The sequence below is a fragment of the Desulfobacterales bacterium genome, assembly GCA_034520365.1.
GTDB lineage: Bacteria > Desulfobacterota > Desulfobacteria > Desulfobacterales > Desulfosalsimonadaceae > M55B175.
On sequence record JAXHNP010000006.1, the window covers coordinates 1,060,569 to 1,082,913 of the forward strand.

At 52.1% G+C, this 22,345-nt stretch carries 18 protein-coding genes; 6 read left to right on the plus strand and 12 right to left on the minus strand.

Annotated features, from left to right (window positions below; translation table 11 throughout):
* Positions 1 to 179 precede the first annotated feature (179 nt).
* Genes U5L07_12735 through U5L07_12745 form a run of 3 tightly spaced genes read left to right on the plus strand, consistent with a single transcriptional unit; the run spans position 180 to position 2,713 of the window.
* Positions 180 to 1,004: a TSUP family transporter gene (locus U5L07_12735; GenBank protein ID MDZ7832612.1), complete on the plus strand. Its 825-nt coding sequence runs from the start codon at positions 180 to 182 to the stop codon at positions 1,002 to 1,004.
* 39 nt (positions 1,005 to 1,043) lie between these two features.
* Positions 1,044 to 1,679, plus strand: a complete 636-nt coding sequence (locus U5L07_12740) for an HAD-IB family phosphatase (GenBank protein ID MDZ7832613.1) — start codon at positions 1,044 to 1,046, stop codon at positions 1,677 to 1,679.
* Positions 1,676 to 2,713 carry an NUDIX domain-containing protein gene (locus tag U5L07_12745; GenBank protein ID MDZ7832614.1) on the plus strand — a complete coding sequence of 346 codons (1,038 nt, stop codon included), beginning with the start codon at positions 1,676 to 1,678 and terminating at the stop codon, positions 2,711 to 2,713. The genes U5L07_12740 and U5L07_12745 overlap by 4 nt, the downstream gene beginning before the upstream one ends.
* Before the next feature lie 8 nt (positions 2,714 to 2,721).
* On the opposite strand, the gene U5L07_12750 is transcribed toward U5L07_12745, so the two are convergent.
* Positions 2,722 to 3,390 (minus strand): response regulator transcription factor, encoded by a 669-nt coding sequence (locus U5L07_12750; protein ID MDZ7832615.1) that lies wholly within the window; start codon positions 3,388 to 3,390, stop codon positions 2,722 to 2,724.
* A gap of 302 nt (positions 3,391 to 3,692) precedes the next feature.
* On the opposite strand from U5L07_12750, the gene U5L07_12755 reads away from it, so the two are divergent.
* The gene (locus U5L07_12755) at positions 3,693 to 4,484 is read left to right on the plus strand and encodes a cytochrome c3 family protein (protein MDZ7832616.1); all 792 of its coding nucleotides are present in this window, start codon (positions 3,693 to 3,695) and stop codon (positions 4,482 to 4,484) included.
* A gap of 6 nt (positions 4,485 to 4,490) precedes the next feature.
* Here the strand turns inward: U5L07_12755 and U5L07_12760 are convergent, their stop codons facing one another.
* From U5L07_12760 to U5L07_12770, 3 genes are read right to left on the minus strand one after another with little or no spacing between them, the layout of a single operon-like run.
* Complete coding sequence (locus U5L07_12760; GenBank protein MDZ7832617.1) at positions 4,491 to 4,682, minus strand: hypothetical protein; 192 nt, start codon at positions 4,680 to 4,682, stop codon at positions 4,491 to 4,493.
* Positions 4,683 to 4,693: 11 nt separating this feature from the next.
* The gene (locus tag U5L07_12765; protein ID MDZ7832618.1) at positions 4,694 to 6,136 is read right to left on the minus strand and encodes a 1-acyl-sn-glycerol-3-phosphate acyltransferase; all 1,443 of its coding nucleotides are present in this window, start codon (positions 6,134 to 6,136) and stop codon (positions 4,694 to 4,696) included.
* Between the two features lie 21 nt (positions 6,137 to 6,157).
* A complete protein-coding gene (locus U5L07_12770) occupies positions 6,158 to 7,030 on the minus strand; it encodes a pyridoxamine kinase (GenBank protein MDZ7832619.1) in 873 nt (290 codons plus the stop codon).
* A gap of 350 nt (positions 7,031 to 7,380) precedes the next feature.
* Between U5L07_12770 and ettA the strand changes: the two genes are divergently transcribed.
* On the plus strand, positions 7,381 to 9,063 hold the full coding sequence (gene ettA, locus U5L07_12775) for an energy-dependent translational throttle protein EttA (protein ID MDZ7832620.1): 1,683 nt from the start codon (positions 7,381 to 7,383) through the stop codon (positions 9,061 to 9,063).
* 48 nt (positions 9,064 to 9,111) lie between these two features.
* Positions 9,112 to 9,885: a patatin-like phospholipase family protein gene (locus U5L07_12780; protein ID MDZ7832621.1), complete on the plus strand. Its 774-nt coding sequence runs from the start codon at positions 9,112 to 9,114 to the stop codon at positions 9,883 to 9,885.
* A gap of 203 nt (positions 9,886 to 10,088) precedes the next feature.
* Here the strand turns inward: U5L07_12780 and U5L07_12785 are convergent, their stop codons facing one another.
* The 8 genes from U5L07_12785 to U5L07_12820 form a co-directional block, all read right to left on the minus strand.
* Positions 10,089 to 10,907: an HAD-IIA family hydrolase gene (locus tag U5L07_12785; GenBank protein ID MDZ7832622.1), complete on the minus strand. Its 819-nt coding sequence runs from the start codon at positions 10,905 to 10,907 to the stop codon at positions 10,089 to 10,091.
* A gap of 47 nt (positions 10,908 to 10,954) precedes the next feature.
* Positions 10,955 to 11,728 (minus strand): ABC transporter ATP-binding protein, encoded by a 774-nt coding sequence (locus U5L07_12790; protein MDZ7832623.1) that lies wholly within the window; start codon positions 11,726 to 11,728, stop codon positions 10,955 to 10,957.
* A gap of 5 nt (positions 11,729 to 11,733) precedes the next feature.
* The gene (locus tag U5L07_12795) at positions 11,734 to 12,750 is read right to left on the minus strand and encodes an iron ABC transporter permease (GenBank protein ID MDZ7832624.1); all 1,017 of its coding nucleotides are present in this window, start codon (positions 12,748 to 12,750) and stop codon (positions 11,734 to 11,736) included.
* Positions 12,740 to 13,930 carry an ABC transporter substrate-binding protein gene (locus U5L07_12800; protein ID MDZ7832625.1) on the minus strand — a complete coding sequence of 397 codons (1,191 nt, stop codon included), beginning with the start codon at positions 13,928 to 13,930 and terminating at the stop codon, positions 12,740 to 12,742. The genes U5L07_12795 and U5L07_12800 overlap by 11 nt, the downstream gene beginning before the upstream one ends.
* A 57-nt stretch (positions 13,931 to 13,987) precedes the next feature.
* A complete protein-coding gene (locus U5L07_12805; protein MDZ7832626.1) occupies positions 13,988 to 16,141 on the minus strand; it encodes a TonB-dependent receptor in 2,154 nt (717 codons plus the stop codon).
* 294 nt (positions 16,142 to 16,435) lie between these two features.
* Positions 16,436 to 16,768: a hypothetical protein gene (locus U5L07_12810; protein ID MDZ7832627.1), complete on the minus strand. Its 333-nt coding sequence runs from the start codon at positions 16,766 to 16,768 to the stop codon at positions 16,436 to 16,438.
* 110 nt (positions 16,769 to 16,878) lie between these two features.
* Entirely contained in the window at positions 16,879 to 20,100 is a 3,222-nt protein-coding gene (locus U5L07_12815; GenBank protein ID MDZ7832628.1) for a BTAD domain-containing putative transcriptional regulator, read from the minus strand.
* 229 nt (positions 20,101 to 20,329) lie between these two features.
* Entirely contained in the window at positions 20,330 to 21,685 is a 1,356-nt protein-coding gene (locus U5L07_12820; protein MDZ7832629.1) for an aminotransferase class I/II-fold pyridoxal phosphate-dependent enzyme, read from the minus strand.
* Positions 21,686 to 22,345: the final 660 nt, after the last annotated feature.

A 22,345-nucleotide genomic window follows, 5' to 3' on the forward strand; every position in this document is an offset into this window, starting at 1 on the left:
GAGTTAGACAGATCGCATGGCGCGAGTCGCAAAAGAAAGAGAAAGAGTAAGAGTAAGAGTAAGACGGTGATAATGACATTGACACAGAAGTCTGATATGAAGAACAGGTTTTAAAATTGAGGGCAACATCAAGGCCCGGAGGATAAATCATTTTAATACTGCTTTTTCTGCTCATACCGCTGTCTGTTTTCACCGGATTTGCCGCCAGCGCCATCGGGTTTACCGCCTGGCCGCTTATCGTGCCGGTATTTTTTGTGCTGTTCGGGTTTGATTTATACCTCACGCTGTTTATTAGTTTGCTTATTGACTGCGGCAATGCCCTCATGATGGTGTTAACCGCATACCCGCACAAGCGGGTGGACGTCAAATTCGGCCTGATGATGTCGGTATTCGCCATGATCTGGATTGCGGCGGGAATTGCTGTGGGGACCGCATTTATCCCCGATCACCAGGAGATGTTTCGCGGGGCTGCGGGGTTTCTGGTTATTCTGTTCGGGGTGGCATTTATATTGCGGGGTTATCGAATCAAGTTAAAGATGAACGCCGGGACGCACGACCCGGAGGCCATCCTCCATTCCCCAAGGATCCACCGCCAGAGCCTGGCCAAGTACCGGTCGCGGCTGATTTATCCGGCTGTTGCCGCCATGGGATTTCAGGTGGGATTGATCGGTATCGGGGGCGGGATGGGGTTTGCTGTTTTTTTGATGGCCTGTCTGGCCTACCCCACGCTTACGGCAACGGGGACGGCCATGATGATTACGTTTTGCTGTACGCTGGCGGCTGCGGCCGGCATATTTTTCCAGATCCCGGACGGGACCTTCAGCAATCCGTTTTTGATCCAATTGATTCCGCTGATATTGGCCATGTCCATGATAGGCACCCGGCTGGGCGCGAAAGTCTCCTATGCGCTGGCCGATGACCATGTGAACTATCTCATCGGCGGCATCGTGCTGACCGCCGGCTTGCTGGCGGCTTTGCAGAAGTTTTTGCTTCAGTTTGTCTAGCCGGGTTAACATTTTAAAACCAAAATCAAGGGAGATACCATGACGGAAAAACACCGCATTCTCTTCAGTGACTTTGACGGCACCATTACCGCCCGGGAAAGCCTGGAAGCGGTTTTAAAAGAGTTTGCGTCTGAAAAATATGATGACATGATGAAACGGTTAAAGTCGGGCGAAGTGACTATCCGGGAAGGCGTCCGGGAAATGGTGGAGGCCATACCGGCGGCAAAATATCCCGAGATTATCCGTTTTGTAACGGACATTCCCATCCGGCCGGGGTTTGAATCGCTTCTTGATTTTCTGGAGCAAAAGGGCATCCCGTTTATCGTGCTATCCGGCGGGCTGCGCGGCATGGTGGAGGCCCGGCTGGGGCCCTTGCTCGAGCGGGCGTACCGTATTATTGCAGCGGATGTGGATACAAGCGGCACCCATTTGAAGGTTTTTTCAGACTATGAAATAGGAACGGAACTTGTGGCCAAGGCGGAAGTGATGAAAGCGTTTGCCGCGGATGAACAGATCGTGATCGGAGACGGGATTACGGATTTTCAAATGGCCCGGCACGCTGATACGGTATTTGCCAGGGATTCATTGGCCAAATTCCTGGAAAAGTCCGGCATATCCTACTATCCATGGGCGGATTTTTTTGAAATCCGGGATAAGCTGGAGACCCTGGTATGAATCAAAACATGCATCCCCGGGTCGCCATCGCCTTTTTTATCTCGCCGCACGGGTTCGGTCATGCATCCCGGGCCGCAGCGGTGATTAACGCCATGTCCGAGAAATGGCCGTTTGTGCACGTGCACCTGTTTACCACTGTTCCGGCGTGGTTCTTTGAGAATACCCTGTGCGCCGCCTTTTCCTATCACGAATTTAGCGCTGATATCGGCACCGTGCAGCGCTCGCCCCTGGCGGTGGACCTTGAGGCCACCATCGGCCGCCTGGATGAAACCTATCCGATGAACGATCGGGAGTTGGACGCGCTTGCCGAAAAGCTGCAAGCGCTTGAATGCCGCCTTGTGGTAAGCGATATTTCACCCTGGGGCATTGCCGCGGCAAATAGGGCGGAGATTCCCTCTATCCTGATCGAAAATTTTACCTGGGACTGGATCTATGAAGCCTATGCCCCCCATGCGCCGCAGTTAAAACCCCATATCTGTAAAGGGGCGGATGCGGCAGCCGACTATATCTGCCGAGAGCTGGTATGCCGCCATGAACTGCTTGAAGTGGTGGACAGGCAGGGGACGGTGTGCGGGGCTGCCCCGAGATGCGAAATCCACGGCAACCGAGACTGGCTGCATCAGGTGGTCCATGTCCTGGTCTTTGACGACCGCGGCCGGCTGCTGCTGCAGAAGCGATCCCTTGAAAAGACGGTGGCCCCGGGCAAGTGGGACACGTCAGTGGGCGGGCATGTGGACTGCGGCGAATCCATCGAATATGCCATGCAGCGGGAGATGGCCGAGGAACTGGGGATTCGCGGGGCAACGCCGGAATTCGCCTATCAATACATTCATGCCAATGATTTTGAATCCGAACTGGTCTTTACTTACATCTGCCGGTTTAACGGGGAAATTTGTTTTAACCCGGATGAAATCGATTCGGCCGCCTTCTGGGCTATTCCGGAAATCTCAGCCAATCTGGGAAAGGGCCTTTTCAGCGATAACTTTGAGCACGAGTTTGCCTTGTATCGAAAATGGGCCGAGAGGTCCGGCTGACACCTGAATTACTTCTCCCTCCCCATCTTGACCAGACCGCTGTCAAAGGCAAACCGGACCAGCTGGGCCATATTGCTGACCTCCAGCTTTTCCATCAGGTTGGTCCGGTGCTTGTAATAGGTTTTAATGCTGATATTCAGCTTTTTCGCGATATCCTCCGGGTCGTGGCCTGTGGCCACCATTTCAAAAATTTGCCGTTCCCGTTTGGTCAGTTTCTCATGCCTTGCCAGATCCGGCTTTGAGGCTTCACCTTTTGCAAAGTCCTGGATGAGGGCGTTCATATATTCATGGCTGATATAGCGTTCATTGTTTTGGACCGTTTCAATTGCTTTAGCCAGATCGGCAAATGCCGCTTTTTTCGAAATAAAGCCAAGGGCCCCTGCCTGGATCGTATGGCGGATGTCGTTAATATTCGGGTCCTGCCCCATGACAATGAGCTGGGCGCTGGCGTTGGCTTTTCGGATCTGCCCCACCGCGTCCCGGGCGAACAGTTCCGGCAGCGTGGAATCTAGTAAAACAACGTCGGCCTTGAACCGTTTAATCGCTTTCAGCGTCTCATCAATGCTGCCGGTTTCTCCGGACACCTTAAAACGGTGGTCATTGCTTAACAGGCAGCTCAGGCCTTCGCGGAACATAATGTTATCGCTTGCAAGTAAGATGGAAGTCTTTTTCGGCATATAGAGGTGGTCCTTATTTTCATTCACCATTTTTTGGGATATAATAGTTACAATTATCGATCTGAAAAATACTAGCTAACAAAAGTAATTATATTAACCGATAAAAAATAAAAGATGCAACAATAAATTCGATCTGTTTTGCCAAGCCGGCGATCCTCATGTTCGCCAATTATCCGGCGGAAAAAGCTGCGGCCCCCACTTTGGCCTTAACTTTTTGACAGCTATACCAGATCCCGTTAATATTATTTATGCATATTGATTTCCTTTATCGACCAAAGCTTTTAAACAAGGAGGGTTCAGCTATGAAAAAGATGGCGCTATTTATTGGCATTGCCTGCCTGTTCGTCCTGATCGGCTGCGGCCAGGAGGAAAAGGCAGAACAGCCCGGCCAAAAGGAAACCCGGGAGGCGGCCGAAAGTTTGAAAGAAACGCCCGGGCAAACCGTTGAGGGGTTGAAGCAGAAAGCCGGGGAATCTGTAAAGGCGGCAGAAGAAAAGACCAGGGAAACGGTTGAGGCGGCCAAGGAGAAAACCGGGGAGATGGTTGAGACAGCAAAAAAGGAAACCCAAGAAGCGGCTGAAGATGTGAAAAAGCAGGCCGAGCAGACCGTTGAAAATGTAAAAGAAAAAACCGGAAAAACAATTGCCGGGTTAAAGGAAAAAACCCAGCAGGCGGCTGAAGGTGCCAAACAAAAAGCCGAGGAGGCTTTGCCTGAGGGCTTTCCCGGTATGATAACAATGAAAAACGAAAATGCATTTGAAGAGCACCGGATGGGGATCGTGGAGTTTGATCATGAAAAGCATGCAGCATCCAAGCCCGAGGGCTACGGCCTTGGATGCGGAGACTGTCATCACGATGAGAACGGCGAGCCCCTGACTGATCTAAAACGCGGCGATCCGGTACAGAGCTGTTACGAATGTCATGACAAAGACGGCAGGCCGCGGCGGGATCCGGCCATGTCTCAGGAAGAATGGAAAAAGGAAGAGCTGACATACTACTACGGGGCCATTCATGAAAACTGCACGGGTTGTCACAAGCAGATGGGCGCCGGTCCGGTCAGCTGCACGGAATGCCATCCACGGCCCCAGCAATAATCGGGGCTATTGATTGTTGTCGGCCCTGTTCTCCAGGGCCGCAATTTTTTCCAGAATTTTATCCCGCTGGTCTTCCAGGTCGATCAGTTCGGTCATCATTCCGGGTTTTGCCGAATGGGCCGGCATGCGGGCTCTGGCTTCGGCGATTTTTACTTCGATGGATTTTAACTGCCGGTTGAGTTCGTCGAGTTCGGACATGATTCCTCCTGTTACGTCTCATATTTGGCAGCCAGTTCATTAAACCGGGTGATCATGCTGTGGCGCTCCCGGCGCAGAAGCTGGACCAGTTCGGCATTATTCCAGAAAAAAGTCCTTAAAAGGATTTTATTCCGGTAGAGGATAATGTTTCGCCGGTAGCGCAGCGTAGCAAACCCGGTCGGCGGCAGCAGAGCCAGATAGGCAAGTATCCATTTCCAGCCGATGCCGGCGACATGCCATAGCCAAAAGCCGTAGGCGCTATAGGTTAGGCCGAACGCCAGGAATCCGACGCCGAAATAGGCAAAGGCGCGGACGGCCTCATCCTGGGTAAAACGCGGCAAGTAGCGGGTCAACAGATAGGGCACAAGGTTATGAGCGAATCCGAAAAGGGCCACGGGCGCCATAAGCAGCGCATAGATGGTCATCCGCAGCCGGATCAGCCGCTGGCGTACAGGCGCATCCATTGATCGTTTCAGAGCCTGGCTGCGTTGGGTTTGCGATAAATGGTCCTGGTAGCGATCCACCTGACGGCGCAAGTCCGAGACCGCATCCGGGTCACTGGCCATGGCCTTTGCTAAAATGGCGTTCAGGTTTTGACGATCCTGGATTCGGATTTCAAAAGGATCCCCTGTATCAGCCGTATCCGGCCGGTACCAGTCCAGCAGCCGCCATAACCAGCGTTTCAGCAGGGATTGGGGTTTTGTCCCGCTTCCGGCTGTTTCCGGCTCATCCATGGCAAGGGGCGCCAGCTGGTAGCCCAGCGCTTCGGATAAATCATCGGCCAGGTTTTTGAGCTGATCATCCTCTACGTGAATCGCCTGATGACGCAGGGATGTCTGAAGGTCGGATGTCAGCTCCAGCACGGCTGCGGACTGATCCTGGGCATATGAGGCTTCATAATCCGCCACCCGGATGGGGGGACCAAACCGCAGCAGAACGGCGGACATGAAAAGCTCCCGATGCTCATAATTGAGCCCCGCAGGCACAATGGTCAGCCCAAGCTGGAATTGATTCCGCGCCTCGGCCCCCAGGGCCATTCTGGCGCCCCCGGTTCGAAGCTCTGTCACTTTACCGGCAGGCGAATTTTGCCCCTCGGGAAAAAGGCCCAGGCACCCGCCGCGTTCAAATAGTTTATAAACCTCTTCAAAGACCCCGATATTTCTATTCTCATGGGCTTCTATTTCATGGGCCTGATATACCGGGATGGCCCCAAGCCGGTGGAGCAGCGCCCCGATCAGCCGATTCCGAAACAAAGCGCTTTTTGCCAGGAAGTGAATCTGGCGGCGGGTATGCAGAGCCAGCAGGATCGCATCCAGTATTGAAGTCGGATGATTGGCCGCAAGGATTACCGGGCCGTATTTAGGCATCCGCTCGGGATTCAGGACACGTACTTCAACAAAATAGAGATAGCTGAAAACGCGCAGCAGCCAGATGAGCAACCGATAGAGTGTCATGGGATCACCTATTATACGGCATTAATCAAGAATTTCATAGCTGCTGATCTGCACGCTGGCCCTAAGGTTGCCGAGCACCCGCTCCAGGAGAATCCCTTGGCGGGTGTCATAGGTGTGGCCGAATGTGGCCCGTACGCCCAGTGAGATGAACTGCACAGCCCGGTCCAGGGCAATCGGCAGGCTGTCGCCTTGCAGGAGGCACCCCACCACCACGCTGGCAAAGGCGTCTCCGGTTCCCGGGTAATCGGCCGGCAGATAGTCGCACAGGACCTTCCAGAAACGCTTGTGCCGGCTGTTGTAGGCCACAACCGAAGTGGTTTTTCCCCTTTCATTCTCTGGCACAGATGTAATGATCACGATTTCCGGGCCTTTTTCCGCCAGCCGAATGGCCCAGTCTTTGATTTTAGAAATACCGGGGTTCGGAGTGTAGGGCTCTTCCAAAAGCAGGGCGGCTTCGGTCATATTGGGGGTGATCACACTGGCATGGGTAATCAGGGAGCGCATCTCAGCCACCATATCGGTCCCCAGCGGCCCGTAGATGACCCCGTCATCTCCCAGCACAGGATCAACCACCACCAGCTGATCCGGCTTTCGGAAGTGCTCAATAAAATCGGTGACAATGGCAACCTGACGGTGCGATCCCAGAAATCCGCTGTATATGGCATCGAATTCAACCTCCAGCCGCTGCCAGTGGTCGATCATGGCCGGCATGTGATCAGTCAGGTCCACAAAATGGTAATCGGAAAATTTGCTGTGCGTGGACAGAACCGCTGTGGGCAGAGGGCAGACCTGGACGCCCATGGTTGAGAGTATGGGGATCACCACGGTCAGCGAGGCCCGGCCAAAGCCGGACAGATCATGGATGGCGGCAATGCGCTGCACTGGATCTTTCATGGGGATTACATACGCTTTCTGTCGGTTTTGTTCAAGGCCAAATCGGTTCGGGCATATTCCTTGACAATGCGGGCAGAGTTCTTTTATTTCCAATTGAATGCCATTGAGCTCAATTTTTTTACCTTTTATACAGTTCCTGCAAAATAATATGTAGCGGCGGGCTTTAGCCCGCCATTCGCAGAAGGTGCCGTTTTAACAGAGTGCGTCTGCTGGAAGGCTGAAGCCTTCCGTTACATTGCTTGTACAAGTATCATTAATCGAACTCCTTTATAAAAGGTGTCTGGAAAAGGCGGTTTTCGAGTGGTATTACGGCAATTTTAGGTAAATTATGAAAAACAAAAGGATTTAACATGAGCCAAGCCCCCAATAAAGTCATCTGCTCCATGAACCGGGTCAGCAAATACCGTAACAAGGAACCCATTATTGAAGATATTTCGCTGTCCTACTTCTATGGGGCAAAAATCGGTGTGCTCGGATTAAACGGGGCGGGTAAAAGCACGCTGCTTCGGATCATGGCCGGCGTCGATACGGAATATAACGGCGAGATCGGCTTTACACCGGGCTATTCCGTGGGGCACCTGGAACAGGAGCCGGTGCTGGACAATGACAAGACCGTGCGCCAAATTGTGGAAGAGGGCGTACAGGACATTGCCGCCCTGATGGCGGAATATAACCGGATTAACGAACAGTTCGCCGAGCCCATGTCTGATGATGAGATGGACAAACTGATCCAAAAGCAGGGCGAGGTGCAGGATAAACTGGATGCAGCGGATGCGTGGGATCTGGACTCACGGATCGAGATGGCCATGGATGCCCTGCGATGTCCGGACGGTGAAACTTCGGTAAGCGTCCTTTCCGGCGGTGAACGGCGGCGCGTGGCCTTATGCCGGCTTTTGCTGCAGAAACCGGATATCCTTCTTTTGGATGAGCCCACCAACCATCTGGATGCTGAAACCGTGGCCTGGCTGGAGAGACACCTCCAGCAATACGAGGGCACCGTGATTGCCGTCACCCACGACCGGTATTTTCTGGACAATGTGGCCGGCTGGATTCTGGAACTTGACCGCGGCCGGGGCATCCCCTGGAAAGGCAATTACACGTCCTGGCTGGAGCAGAAACAGGAGCGCCTCGCAAAAGAGGCAAAAGCGGACAGCCGTCGGCAAAAAACCCTGGAAAATGAGCTGGAATGGATCCGGATGTCGCCCAAGGCGCGGCAGAACAAATCAAAAGCCCGCATCAAGGCCTATGAACAATTGCTTTCCGAACAGGGCAGAAACCAGGCCCGGGACATGCAGATCTATATTCCGCCGGGCCCGCGTTTGGGTAAACTGGTGGTGGAGGCGGATGCCGTATCCAAGGCCTATGGCGATCGTCTGCTGTTTGAGAATATGTCATTTAGTCTGCCGCCCGGCGGGATCGTGGGGGTGATCGGCCCCAACGGCGCGGGAAAGACCACGCTGTTTCGGATGATCATGGGAAAGGAAACCCCTGATTCGGGGAGTTTGCGAATTGGTGATACCGTCCGGCTGGCCTGCGTGGATCAGGAGCGCGATGCCCTGGCTCCGGAAAAAACCATTTGGGAGGCCATCTCCGAGGGAGCGGACAATATTGAACTGGGCGATGTCACCGTCAAATCCCGGGCCTATGTCGCGGCCTTTAATTTCACCGGCGCCGACCAGCAGAAAAAAGTGGACCGGATTTCCGGCGGCGAACGAAACCGCGTGCACATGGCGCGCATGCTGAAATCCGGCGGAAACGTTATCCTTCTCGATGAGCCCACCAATGATCTGGATGTCAATACCATGCGCGCGCTTGAGGAGGCCCTGGAGAACTTCGGGGGGTGTGCCGTGGTCATCAGCCATGACCGCTGGTTTCTGGACCGGCTCGCCACCCATATTTTGGCGTTTGAAGGCGACAGCCAGGTGGTATGGGTTGAAGGCAACTACTCGGCGTATGAAAAAGACCGCAAGAAACGTCTGGGCGATGCCGCAGAGCGGCCGCATCGCATCAAATACCGGCGGCTTTCCCGTTAACCGGAGCCCCAGGGCGCATATCATCAACCCATTTTAGACGGAAATGCCATGAGTGAAAACCATCAATCCGAAAAGATCGGCCTGGCCCTGGGCGGCGGGGCTGTGCTGGGGGCTGCGCATGTGGGGGTGTTAAAAGCGATCGAGCAATACGATATAAGGCTTGATTGTATTTCAGGCACCAGCATCGGCGCATTTATTGCCGGGTTATATGCCTTCGGCATCCCGCTTGCCGATATTGAGACCATGGTGGGGGATTTGAAGTGGCTTGATATTACGGGGTTTACATTTTCAAAGCACGGGTTTCTGTCCAATGAGAAGCTTGGCGGCATCATCAAAGAATATGTCGGGGAGCGCCCCATTGAAGCGGCCCAAATTCCATTGGCCCTGGTGGCCACCGCCATTGGAAGCGGTGAAAAGGTGATTTTAAAACAGGGCGATCTCTCGCTTGCAGTGATGGCCAGCACGTGCGTGCCGGGTATTTTTTCACCGGTTAAACTAAAGGATCGGTTTCTGGTAGACGGCGGCCTGGTGGAAAACGTGCCGCTATCCGCACTGACGTCTTTGGGCGCGACGGTGCGCATCGGAGTGGATTTAAATGCCAACCGCCGTTATCAGGAACCTGAAGATGTTATCGATGTGCTCTGCAATGCCATTGATATCGCGATTGACAATGCCACCCGGATGCAGAGCGAGGCCGCGGATATTCTAATCGCCCCGGATGTAAACGCTTTCAGCCGGACCGATCCCGAAGGGGCCAAAAAACTGATCGCTGTCGGCTATGAGGCGGGGTATGCTGAGCTGAAAAAGTATTTTGAAGCCTGATCCGGCTCGCCGCACAAAAAAACGGCATTTTTGCAGAAAGTAACTAAAAAAGGCCCTCAATGTCCGTCCATACTGTCATTTCGAGCGACAGCGAGAAATCTTTTACAATAAGATTCCTCGTCGCTGGCGCTCCTCGGAATGACAGTAGCGGAAGTTTCTATAATAACATCATATATTAATTTTTTGCAAGCGGTTTGTAAGACCTAACTCTCCACCCGGTTTCTTCTTGATACAATGGCATCCGGATCGATTTCGCCCAGATTCTCGAAAACATAATCCGGCTGATATGGAAAACGGTTCATGATTTCCGGGGTGGTTACCCCGGAAAGAACCAAACAGGCGGTCATGCCGGATTCCAGGCCGCCCACAATATCGGTATCCATCCGGTCGCCGATCATAAAACAGTTCGCCGAATGCACCCCCAGTTTTTTGCGCGCCAGAAACATCATCACCGGATTGGGCTTTCCCAGAAAATACGGGGCAACGCCGGTCACCTTTTGGATGGGCGCCACCAGGGCCCCGCAGGCGGGCACCGGCCCCCGCAGGCTTGGGCCGGTTAAATCCGGATTGGTGGCGATAAATTTTGCCCCCTCCTGAATCAGCAGGGTGGCCTCAATGATTTTGGCATAATCATATTCTTCGGTCTCGGCGATGATGACATAATCCGGATTGTCAGACGTGATGGTGATTCCCGCCTTTTCGAGTTCATCCATAACGCCCTTGCCGCCGATCACATAGGCCGAGCAGCCACTTGGCCGCTGCACTTTAAGAAAACTGGCGGTGGCCATGGCAGAGGTATAGAAATAGTCCTCTGTCACATCGATTCCCATGTTTAACAGCCTCTCTCTTAATTCCCCGGGGGAATGGTAAGAGTTGTTGGTCAGGAACAAAAAATTGTAATTGCCCTTCTTTAGGCGGCCGACAAACTCCTTTGCCCCGGGGAGCAGTTTTGAGCCGGTATAGACCACCCCGTCCATATCCAGTATAAAGGATTTGTGATATGTCCTGTTGTCTTCGCGCATCTTCTCTACCCCAATTCTTGTTCGGTTTCTGCCTTATTGCAATGATTTTAGGCTTTAAGATCTTTCGGCGTCACCATCGGAATTCCGTCTAAGTCCGTGACTTCGCACATGCCGCGATAAATTGCATCCAAAACCGGTTCGCGGATGACGTCTCCCGGAGGACCCTGGGCAATCAGCGTCCCCTGATGCATGACAACCACCTGGTCGCAAAACCAGGTGACATGGTTGGGGTTGTGGGTGCAGGCAAGCACCGTGATCCCTTTCCGGCTTATTCGTTTGATAAGCCGCCAGATACGGATTTGATTGCTGAAATCCAGGGCAGCGGTGGGTTCATTGAGAAACATCACCCGGGCTTCCTGGGCGATGGCCCGGGCGATCAGCACCAATTGGCGCTCTCCGCCGGAGAGCTGATTGCAGGGACGCTCGGCCATATCTGCGATTCCCATCAGGCAGAGCGCCTCCCATGCTTTTTCCCGATCCCCGGCCCGGATGCCGAAAAAAGAACTTGTATGGGGATTTCTTCCCATGAGTACCATATCTTTGACAAGGTATGGGAATGGACTCTGGTGCTCCTGGGGGACGTAGGCCACCTGTCTGGCCATTTCCTTTATGGAAAACGTGTGGATATTGCCGCCGTTTATATAAACAGTTCCCTTTTGGGGTTTTACCTGCTTCAGGCAGCAGCGGAAAAGCGTCGTTTTGCCGCAGCCATTCGGCCCGAACAGGGCACATAACCCGCCGGATGGTATATTAAAGCTTATCCCGTTAAGGATGGGAACGGCCGGGTCATACCCGAATTTCAGATTATTAATCCTTAGCATGGAGGCTACACCAGGCTGGTTTGGGTTTTGGTTCGCAGGAGATAAAAAAGATAGGGGGCGCCGGCGATGGAGGTGATGATGCCGATGGGGATTTCGGCGGTGATCAGGGTGCGGGCCAGGGTATCGCAGATAATTAAAAAAATCCCGCCCATGGCCGCGGCTGTCGGTAAAACCCGGCGGTGATCCGGGCCCACCAGCATCCGGGCGGCGTGGGGCATCATCAGGCCCACCCAGGCTATAATGCCCACAGCGGATACGGCGGCGGCAGCGGCCAGGGTTGCGAGGATAATCAATACAATGCGGCAAGCCTCCGGATTCACGCCTAATGAGCGGGCCTCAGCATCACCCAGAGAAAGAATGTTTAACTGCCAGCCGAGTTTTCCCATGATAAGAAGGCAGCCCCCAATAACGGGGAGAAGCCATCCGATATCTGTCCAGGTGGCGAAATAAAAGCCCCCCATAAGCCAAAAAACGATTCCCCGCAGCGCGGCGTCCTGGGCCATATATTTCAAAATTGATACCATGGCAGAAAACAGAGAGCCCGTGATAACGCCGGCCAGGATCAGGGTGATCATCGGGGTTTCGCCCCGGATGCGGCCGAAGCCGTAGGTGAATGCCACGGCAACGATGCCGAAAACGAATGAAAACAGCTGGACCGAAAAAAAATACGGAAAAAGCATGCCCAGGGCCGCGCCAAACGCCGCCCCTGCTGACACCCCGAGGATATAGGGCTCAACCAGGGGATTGCGGAAACATCCCTGAAAAACAGCCCCCGCCGCCGAGAGAGCGGCGCCTACGATCAAGGCCATGAGAATACGCGGCAGCCGCAGCATCCAGATTACGGTAAGGTGAATACTCGGTATGCCGCAAGGTTCGTCCAAAGAAAAAATGCCGGCCCAAAATGCCCGGAAAACTTCCACCGGGGAGACATCATATTTGCCAGTACCCAGCGCAACTGCGGCTGTGGCAATCAGGATAAAAAAAACGGCCAGCGGCCTGAATATGTTTGTATTATTTTTCATCCGTAACCGTCCAATCCATCCATTGCGCCGAACGGAGTTTTTTCGCTGTTTCTTCATCCACGCCATATAAGCCCTGATAAAAATCAAGGAGCCAGTCGCCCAGATGAATGTCGCTGAAAAGTTCCGGATACGCGGCTTTGGCTATTACCATGGCATCAATTGGATACTCAAGCCGTTTTTCACAGTTCCACGGCGTCCATGGAAGCGCCTTGACCCGCTCATCAGCTACAGCCTTAAGCTGCCGCAGATGGCGATAGTAAGGGGCCTCGAAAAGTTCCCGGGGGGGATGGTAGCCCGCGGCTGTGCAAAGGATGATGACATCCGGATTGATCGCCAGCAAATGTTCGGCACTGACGGGTTTGAAGTGGCCCGGGGACTGGAAGGCATTTTTCGCATGCACCACCTGCTCGATAAGATAGGACTCAATGGTGTCCAAACCAAAGGCCTGGCCGGCTGCCCCATTTTTTCGGGCCGCAGATGAGAGGCCGAGTATTATGACGCGCGGTTTTTTTTCGGTTTTAATCTGCCGGGTGCGGCGTTCAATTTCCTGAATCTGCGTCTTTATAAAACGGGAAAGACGTTCTGCCGGCTGGGCCCTGCCAAAGAGCCGGCCAAGGATTTCTATTTCATTTGAAATATTTTCCGGGTTCGGGAATCCGGAAAAATAAGGGCCTTCAAGAACGACGGTAGTCAACCCCAGAATATCCAGGGTCTTCAGGGCCATCTGAACACGATCGTCGGCGGCCGGCAGGCTGCATGAGCCAAGCCGTAAAATGACCAGATCCGGCCGCAGGGAAAGAAGGGTTTCATAGTTAATGGCCGGACCCCGGGCAACCATCGGCAATTCAGAAAGCCAGGGGTTTATGCACAAGACGGGATTCATGCCGTTTACATAGGTCACGGTTTCGCCGTCCCGGCCTTCAAACCGGTAGGACCAGGTTTTGGTCAGAGACTGAGAGCCAAGCCCTACAAGCTTTCCTTCAACCCCCAGAACCGTCATCACCCCTTCGACCAAGCCGTCACTTATTGCCACGACCCGTTGTGTTTTTGCGGGCAGTTGGATTTCCACTCCGCGGCTGTCAACCACTGTTCGGGGTGAATCCGCCCGGCCTGCGGGCAGGCTGACCGTAAACAGCAATAAACAAATGAGAACCAGGCTGTTTCGAAATATCACAAGCATGCTGAAAACGTTTGTAGGATAGGAGGATTGCGCAATTTTTTCAATATGCGGCCTTGGCTAAAAGGTGGCCTGCAGGGTGGCGCCAATGGTCCGGCCGGAAGCAGGAAACCCGAACCGCTGGTCATATTCTTCATCCAGCAGGTTTCTGGCAAATATACCGATTTCAAGTTTTTCACCAATGGGATAATGTCCCTCGACATCAACCGTCATGTAGCTTTTCTGTTCAAAGACTTTAAGCACCGGTTCAACTTCAAAATTCAGGCTGTTATAGCTGTAGATGACCTCCTGGTCCGAGACTGCCTGCAAAAACACGGCGATTTTAGCCTCGCTTGGCGACTTGTATTGCATGCCGAGGTTGCCTTTGTGCTCAGGTAGTCCGGGGATTTCGCCAAAATCGCGATCAGCCGGGACGACGAAATTTTCCACAAACGGGTCGCCCTCGGTTTGGCTTTTTTGGTAGGTATAGTTGGCAAAGGCGGAAAATCCATAGGGCAGAATTTGGGATATCTGGCATTCCAAACCATAGAGCTCAGCTTTATTAATATTATATGATACAAAGTTGATTAAATCAAACTGGATATAATCATCGATACGGTAATAATAGGGAGACAGATCAATTCTAGTTTTTGGGGTGATATAGGCTTTCCAGCCGGCCTGAAGCATGAGCCCGTCTTCTTCATTAAACGGCAGCATACTGGTATCAACGCCGGCCGCATTTGCATCATAATGCCAGAAATGTTCGGGAGGGGTCGGCATGCGCAGCGCCCGGGCCACGCTGAGATAGACGAGATCGCTGGCGCGGTAATTGTAGGTAAGTTTAAGCGATGGGGCCCATCCGTCCATTTCAATGTCCGGCACCCCCCTTTCGATGCCGGCGGGCCCGGATTTGCCGTCATATGAAACAAACCGCACGCCAGGCGTAATCCATAGTTTGTCATTGAAAAGCCGGAGATCATCCATGGCATAGACCCCCAAATTTTTGGCGGCCACATAATACGGGGTGCTGAAGGGGTCACGGAAATCATTGGCGTAATTTTTATTCCCGTCATCCTTAAGGTAGCTGAAATCCGCGCCGAATGTAATTGTCTGATGCGCTAGCTCATGTGTGTAATCTGTGGATGTGCCCCAGGACCGGTCATCATAGAATTTTTTGTGAAATATGCGGTCGGCTTCCCCGCGGGTGTTAAAGGCTTCGCGATCACCATGGTTCTGCCAGTACCGGATAAAAAATTCACCGGATCTCATGACCGGATGCGTCAGGCCGAAGTCAAACAGCCACTGCTCCTTTTCCCACCAGGCCCCCGGTTCTGCATCGGCACCCATGCCGCCGTACATATATTCCCCATCAGAGGCCGGATAATCAGGATCTATCGGCACACCATAGAGAGGATCCTCCGGATCATTCGACTGCCGGTTGTTTACAATAAAGCCCTTTTCAAGCTTTCGGTAGGATAGGTCTGCATACACATGGGTCCGGGTCGGCAGATCATAACCCAATTTCAGATCCATATGACCGAAGTCCAAATCGCCATTTCTCAGGTAGCCCTGGCTTGTCTGGGAACCTAAAGTTATCGCGTATTCGAAGGCTCCGGGTTTCCAGGCATGATACGCATCTATCGCCCAGGTTTCGTAACTGGCCGCTGTGGTGGCCAGCTCGGTTACTGGACCCTGCCGGGGCGGGGTTTTGCTTATGAGATTAACCACACCGCCCAGGACATTGCCGTACCGGGGATCCGCCACGCCCTTAATGAGTTCAATCCTTTCAACATTTGCCAGCGGGATAAGGGTCCAATCGATAAAATAGCCCCCTGCAACGCCGGTGGTATTTAACGGCCTTCCGTCGCGTGCCACTTTAATCCGGCGGGCACCAAATCCCCGGATTTTTATCGAGTCGTCATCAACAGCGGTGCCCACTTCCTGGATCCGCTGAACATCAACGCCGGGCTGTCTTTCCAGAGCCGAATCCACAGTCGTGCTGATCCCCATGGGAAACAACTCCGGTTTGATCGTATCCATATTGGGGGTTTGAATATCCTGTTCAAGCTCCTCAGCCGTTACCCGGATCTCGTCCAACAGGAAGACTTTGCTCTTTTCTTGTGCGGGGGGAGAGGTTTCTTCCTGCGCGTGGCCCCGCGTAACGCTGCCGGATAAATACAAAAATAAACTTAAAAACAAACATACGCAGACCCAGCCGGATTTTGCCGCCCCCATTTGAATATTCCTACCTAAATTTAGGTCCTAATAAAAAAGCCGCAAAGGCTTCTCCGGTATGGAAAATTTCGCCTTTGTGGCTTTTGGGCTGACCGGATTTTGTTGCCGGGAAGGCGAAAATCCGGTAAATAACAATGCGGCTTTGACTAGATAAACTCTATTTGGCGGCTTCATTTTTAAAATGCTTCCATAGCTTATGCCCCCCGAAAGTTATAATTTTTTATTATCTTTGTTTATTTTCGCCTGTCAAGTATTTTCCCCAGAATGATTCATAGATATAAGTGCAAATATATCTCAGTGTTTAGCTTTTCCGTTTTTGAATTCAGTAATAAGAAAATAGTCTAGTTTATAAGGCTCTGATCCAACGTTTTTTTCTATCATTGATCTGATCAGTTGAGCTTTATTTTCTGTGTAAAATATTGCCTTTTCGGATTGCATCCTTTTTAGATCGCTCACTCTGGGATTATCGCATTTCTGCAGCACAGAAGCGGTTTTGTAACAATTATTGATTTTTTTCATGATATAATTGTCATAATAACCCTCCAGGGCGCTGCTGCCGGCCGCAGCAAAACCGGCCGTTCCCAAAAGACATCCAGTGACGATTAATGCAAAAATTGTTTTTTTCATAAGCCCCCCTCCTTTTGTTTGTTGGACCGGAATAATTATCCGGCTTATGAAACAAATTATCGGGCAAGGGGTTACAGGAGAGTTACATATTTGGAGAAAGGAAAATTTTTTTATTGGTTTTTTGGTGAAAGGGAAAGTTCTTTTGCTAAAGCCTCGGTTTCCTGGCAGGGCGATAGGTTATAAACTGCGGCCAGAACTTTCCGGCATTGGTTATAGGCGGCCAGAGCCCGGGCCTCTCGGCCAAGGCGGTAGTTGCATACCATCAGGCCTTGATAAAAAGATTCCGCAAGCTCATCCACCTTGAGTCCGGCGCCATAAAGCTCAACGGCCTTTTCATAAGCGCCGCATGATTGCCAATACGCTGCCAGGCGGTTGACAGCTTTCAAATATCGATTATGAAGATGCTCGCGCAAAAAAAACACCTGGTTATCTTCGGATTGAAAAAGCATCCCCTTGTATAAATTCAACGCCTTTCGGGTCAGTTCGACCGCTTGGGCAGAATCTTTGTCTTTTTCCCCGGATTGCCAGACAGCATCCGCCTCTGAAAGGGTGCGTTCAAAAACCCATGCGTCTACCCAGCAGTATTTGGGGTCAAGCGTAAGGGTCCCGGTCGTTGCCAGAATTGCCTCATGAAAGCCAAGCAGCTTGCGAAGCCGATGCAGCGTGGTTTTAAAAGCGCCGTGGGCGGCATCGCCATCCGCTTCCGGCCATAGGAAATCGGCGATGCCGTTTATACTGACCTCGCGGCCGCCCATCGAAATAATGGTTTTGAGCAGGGTAAGGGGTCTTTCCTGCGTTTTCTTGGAAAATGTCAGCTGCTTTCCGTCTTTGATAATTGTGAAGCGGCCGAGCGTATAAATTTTAAGGGGCCAGGGCCAATTTTCGATCGCCAGGGGCGCTGCATCAGGCGTTAATTTTCGGCAGCGGATCAGCTTCTGGACGTAGGAAACCTCGATATCTGCCTCAAGCGCCTTGCAGCAGAGCCTAACCATTTGATCCGGCCGCCAGAACCAGGTGTTTAAAAATTGATGGGAATTGCCGATGGCCATGGCGGTTTTTAAAAAATGGCGGGCCCTGGCTCCATCCCCGTGGTCAAGGGCGAACTCTGCCTGGGCCAGATAGGCGGCGAATTCAATTGGCCGGGTGTTGCTGCGGCGGGCAATTAAAATCGCCTTTTTGAGCGCCCTGTCAGCCTCAGTTGCTTTTTTGGATGCATGGAGGGCGAGTGCGTATCCCAGATGGCTTGCGGCAGCAGAAAAAGGCATGCCGGTGTTTGCTGCGTGATCCAGGGCAAGTTCGGCATGGAGCGATGCCTTTGCCGCATCCCCTTCCAGCAGAGCCTGCCATACGCTTATCGTGTGGAATAATTCGCTGACTGCGGCGGATTCCATGCTTACGTATTTTGTTGCCGTCTGCAGGTGTTCACGCGCTTTTCCCAAATCACCGCTGCTCAGGGCGCCGGCCGCGCCATGGATTGAAAGAAAAGCGGATGTAATCTGAATGCCGGTGGCTGCCGCCAAAATTCTTCCTCTTTCCACAACGTTGCGGCAGGTTTCAAAATCTGCGCTCATCCAGCAATAAAATGCTTCCAGTTTTTTAAAGGCAATCAGGGCGAGCGGAGGCAAATTCGGGGTTTTTAGGGTGTCCCGGTGAGTGGTGATGAAGTATTCCGCCTCGCTCAGATTGCCGGTAAATATGCGTATTAATATAAATGGCAGAATCAATCGTATTTTTATCTCTGCCGGCCTTTTGTGCTGCAGGATTTCCAGACCGCGGTTTTCCCAGGTTTTGATCCCGGGATGGGTGGGTTGCCTGAACGAAAGCGCATGGAGCATGCTGAAAGTCATTCGTGCCTTTACCTCTTCGGATGGCAGGGATCTAAATCCTTTTGAGTAGCCTGTCAGTTTCGTGATCCATCGATCAAGCGGTTTAAACGTGCCAAACCTGAAAACAATTGAGTCAATCACCCCGCAAATGCAGAATATAGCCCCCACCTTGTCCGCCCGGGCCTCAAAATGGGTCATTGCCTTTTCAAAGAATTCGATCCCTTCGGCCGGATCAATGTATAAACGGCAGGCGCCCAGCCAGTAAAGGACCCGGGGATGTGTTGCAACAATGTCCTCAGGCAGTCGTCTGAGCCATTCCTCCAGGGTTTGGAACCGACTGTGAAGCATCATCTCCCTGGCCTGCTTTAGTATCAGCCGAATGGCATCCTGAACATCTCCGGATTCAAAAAACAGGGAAACGGCCGGTTCTGTGAACCCCTCAGCGGCCAGCAGTCTGGCGGCTTCTGATTTAAGCCGGGTCATCCGGGGGCCGGGAAATACATCCAAGGCATGATTTAACAGAAATTCCCGAAACATAGGATGATACTGATAGATCGGTTTCCGGTCGGTGAATCGGCTGGTGAACCAATGGTTTTTAACCATTTTTTGTAAAAGCTGATATGCATGGCTGTTTCCGGTTAATTCAGCGGCCATCTGCTCGGTCATCAGGGGAAGTACGGAGGTGATCCGTAAAAAGTGCTGCATCTCTGGATCAGCCTCCCTTAGGATCTCACTGGCAAAATAGTCGAAGACCACGTCTTCATTGATTTGTGTAAAAACGGTTTCGTCAATGCTCTGAAAATCTGTGTGTTTCAAGAGTAGCAGCAGGCCGGCCACCCATCCCTCTGTTTTGCGGTATAGATACTCAAAGGATTTTTCAGAACAGGGATGGTGATTTAAAGAGGAAATTAAATTCCGGGTCTCGTCGGGCTGAAAGCGAAGTTCCGGCCAGTCGATTTTATACAAAATATTGCCTGCCTGTGCCCGGGACAGGGAAGCGGGCGGATCCGTGCGGCTTAGAATAAATAGGTTTATCTGTTCGGGGATAACTGCCAGGGCATCGCGCAGAATTTCATGGAGCCGGCTGGAAGCATAGGCATCCTGGTAATTATCAATAACCATTACCCCGGGTTTTTTAAGACGGTCCAGGAGTTCCTCAAAAAATCTTTTGGTAAATGCGGAAATATTGCCCATGTATTCCGGGGCCAGAGTAGGCAGCTCGCTTGTTAACCGGGGCGCGATCTTTTGCCCGGCCATCTGCATGTAATAAAAGAAGGTGGCCACATCCGAATCGCCCTCATCGATTTGATACCAGAGATAGGGCATTTGGTGATGGTCAAGATAACTTGCAAGCAGGGTCGTTTTGCCGGCCCCCCCTGGCCCTGAGACCCAGATGGCCGGAAAGGATCGGTTTTCATCCAAGAGGCTGAAAAGCCGATATCTGGGCAAGACGCGTTGCAGGCGGGGCTTGCTTATCTTGGCCAGAGACATGGGTCTTCTTTCCATAGAGGCTGTATTTAAAAATGATAATCAAACGGTTTGTTTTTGCTGGATCGGCTGACAGGAAAGCTATAAGAATACTCTATATATATTAATATGGGGCTGCCGCCTGCATGTCAAATTCAAATTTTGAATAATGCGTAAAAAGCGGTTTATTCTGCTGGGGCGGCAGATTAAGAGAAAGCAGCTCAAAGGGGCGCTAAAATCTGTCCATACTGTCATGCATTGAGAAATCTTACGCCTGATTTTTCAATATATGGTGCGGTTCCATCAATAGCCGGCTGATTTTTTCAGCCCAATCCAAATGTTCAGGTTTCATCAGGCAGGCCCGCAGGCAGGCGACGGGCTCCTGGTCCCAGTCAATATCCCAGTAAGGCGCAAGGATGGCTTTGGGAAAGCTGGCCACTGCCAGATGAAGATTTTGTCGGGCTGCGAAGGCAAACCATTCTTTTGATTGGCGGGAAATTTCGCTGGCTTTTCGGGCAGTCGGCGCCCAGATGATTATATCTAATTCCGGCCGAAATGCGGTGAGAAACCGGCCGCTCTCCTGGATTTTATCAAACAAAGAAATGGCGGCTTTGCGGGTTTTTTCCAAACCTTGCGCGAACTCTCCGCCCCGTGTCAGGGGAAACATCCGCAGGGTCGCCCATAAAGCCACGGCCGCGGCACCGGCGCGGGAACATTCCAGGCTGATTTCGCCGAGATGCAGATCTTCCGAACTGAAATAGGTGTATGGCGAGTCGTGTTTATAGAATTTGCCGACAGACGGGTCTTTAAACAGCACACAGCCGCAGCCATAGGGCTGAAGTCCGTGTTTATGGGGGTCGACCACGATGGCGTCCACGTCTGAAATCCGGTCGAATGCCAGCCGGGTGTCTGCCGCCAGGTTATCCGCAAGGATGAAATAGCCGCCATAGGCGGCATCCGCATGAATGCGGAAACCGTATTTTTTCTTTAGCTCAAGGATATCCGCTAACGGATCCACAGCGCCGGCGGCTGTAGTTCCCAGAGTGGCCACCACGGTTCCGACATCGCACTTTTTTAGCGTATCCTCCAGCGCATTTACATCCATCCGGGCCTTTTTGTCGCAGGCAATGGATTGAAAGGGCAGCTTTAGCACCTCGGAGAGCCGGCTGTGCGTGTAGTGGGCCTGCTCAGAAGCAACAATTTTTTTGTCCGGATGAAGGTTCCCCGAGACCCACAGGGCCTCCATATTGGCCATGGTGCCGCCGCCGCACAGATGGCCCAAATGTATATCCCAGCCGAACATTGCGGCAATATCCGCTACGGCTTCTTTTTCCATGGCGGAACTTGCGCGCCCGCCATCCAGCGCGTGGTTGTTGGGGTTTATCCACATGGCCAGCATGTAGGCCAGGCGGGCGATGGCATGCGGGGGTTTTAGCATCTGCCCGGCATACAGGGGATGATGATAGGGGTAATTGTCCTGCATTTTCCCGGCGACTTCCAGCATGACGCGCCGCAATCCGGCCATATCCAAATCTGCTTCATGCGCCGGTAAATCCTTGAATCCCTCTTCTAAACGATCCAGAGCGTCATGCAATATGCTCAAACTTTCTTTTTCAAATGACATAGCCCGTCCCTGTCGCTGCATTAACGGTTCGTACCGGAATTGATTTCAGCTGAATTTGTTCCTTGGCGAAGAATCAAGCTATACAAGCAAGCCTTTGATATCAAGTAGAAATTGTTTACCGGGTTAGATGGCTATCTCCCTGGCAGCCGCCCGAAGGCGCCTGAGCCATTGGCATGGGGCTGTCGGTCCGGAATTATTCAGTGCTTGAAGCATATAAGGTCGGCACGGTGGCCGACCCTACAAAATGTTGGCATTGTCGCGTAGAAGGGCGGGCCACCGTGCCCGCCTGAAAAATAGATAGAATAAATTTACCGTGATGGCAGTAGCGATGTTGTTGATGTATATATAGTTATTGGTTATCATTATTTTTGATGGCTTTGCAAAAAGTCCAATATCTTTGTTGCGCTGGATCATCCCCCGGAATTATACGTACGAGTAAGTGCTCTGCATTCCTCTGGATTTGCGCGCCGCGATCTTGAACATTTTGCTTTGCCATCTCTAAATCGACGTTTTACGAGACCGTCATTTTTAAATCGTCAGAAAAATCATCCGGTCCAGATGGGCAAATCAATCCGAGTCACTAATTTTTGGATAGCCATGAAAATATTCTTATATTCTATATATATGTTATCAAAATGCACACCGGCAAATTTTTGTTTT

Coding starts and splice junctions, on each gene's coding strand:
- U5L07_12805 (MDZ7832626.1), bottom strand. CDS start 16,141: ATGGGGGCGGCAAAATCCGGCTGGGTCTGCGTATGTTTGTTTTTAAGT.
- U5L07_12765 (MDZ7832618.1), bottom strand. CDS start 6,136: ATGACACTCTATCGGTTGCTCATCTGGCTGCTGCGCGTTTTCAGCTAT.
- U5L07_12755 (MDZ7832616.1), top strand. CDS start 3,693: ATGAAAAAGATGGCGCTATTTATTGGCATTGCCTGCCTGTTCGTCCTG.
- U5L07_12760 (MDZ7832617.1), bottom strand. CDS start 4,682: ATGTCCGAACTCGACGAACTCAACCGGCAGTTAAAATCCATCGAAGTA.
- U5L07_12770 (MDZ7832619.1), bottom strand. CDS start 7,030: ATGAAAGATCCAGTGCAGCGCATTGCCGCCATCCATGATCTGTCCGGC.
- U5L07_12745 (MDZ7832614.1), top strand. CDS start 1,676: ATGAATCAAAACATGCATCCCCGGGTCGCCATCGCCTTTTTTATCTCG.
- U5L07_12780 (MDZ7832621.1), top strand. CDS start 9,112: ATGAGTGAAAACCATCAATCCGAAAAGATCGGCCTGGCCCTGGGCGGC.
- ettA (MDZ7832620.1), top strand. CDS start 7,381: ATGAGCCAAGCCCCCAATAAAGTCATCTGCTCCATGAACCGGGTCAGC.
- U5L07_12815 (MDZ7832628.1), bottom strand. CDS start 20,100: ATGGAAAGAAGACCCATGTCTCTGGCCAAGATAAGCAAGCCCCGCCTG.
- U5L07_12820 (MDZ7832629.1), bottom strand. CDS start 21,685: ATGTCATTTGAAAAAGAAAGTTTGAGCATATTGCATGACGCTCTGGAT.
- U5L07_12750 (MDZ7832615.1), bottom strand. CDS start 3,390: ATGCCGAAAAAGACTTCCATCTTACTTGCAAGCGATAACATTATGTTC.
- U5L07_12800 (MDZ7832625.1), bottom strand. CDS start 13,930: ATGCTTGTGATATTTCGAAACAGCCTGGTTCTCATTTGTTTATTGCTG.
- U5L07_12790 (MDZ7832623.1), bottom strand. CDS start 11,728: ATGCTAAGGATTAATAATCTGAAATTCGGGTATGACCCGGCCGTTCCC.
- U5L07_12740 (MDZ7832613.1), top strand. CDS start 1,044: ATGACGGAAAAACACCGCATTCTCTTCAGTGACTTTGACGGCACCATT.
- U5L07_12785 (MDZ7832622.1), bottom strand. CDS start 10,907: ATGCGCGAAGACAACAGGACATATCACAAATCCTTTATACTGGATATG.
- U5L07_12795 (MDZ7832624.1), bottom strand. CDS start 12,750: ATGAAAAATAATACAAACATATTCAGGCCGCTGGCCGTTTTTTTTATC.
- U5L07_12810 (MDZ7832627.1), bottom strand. CDS start 16,768: ATGAAAAAAACAATTTTTGCATTAATCGTCACTGGATGTCTTTTGGGA.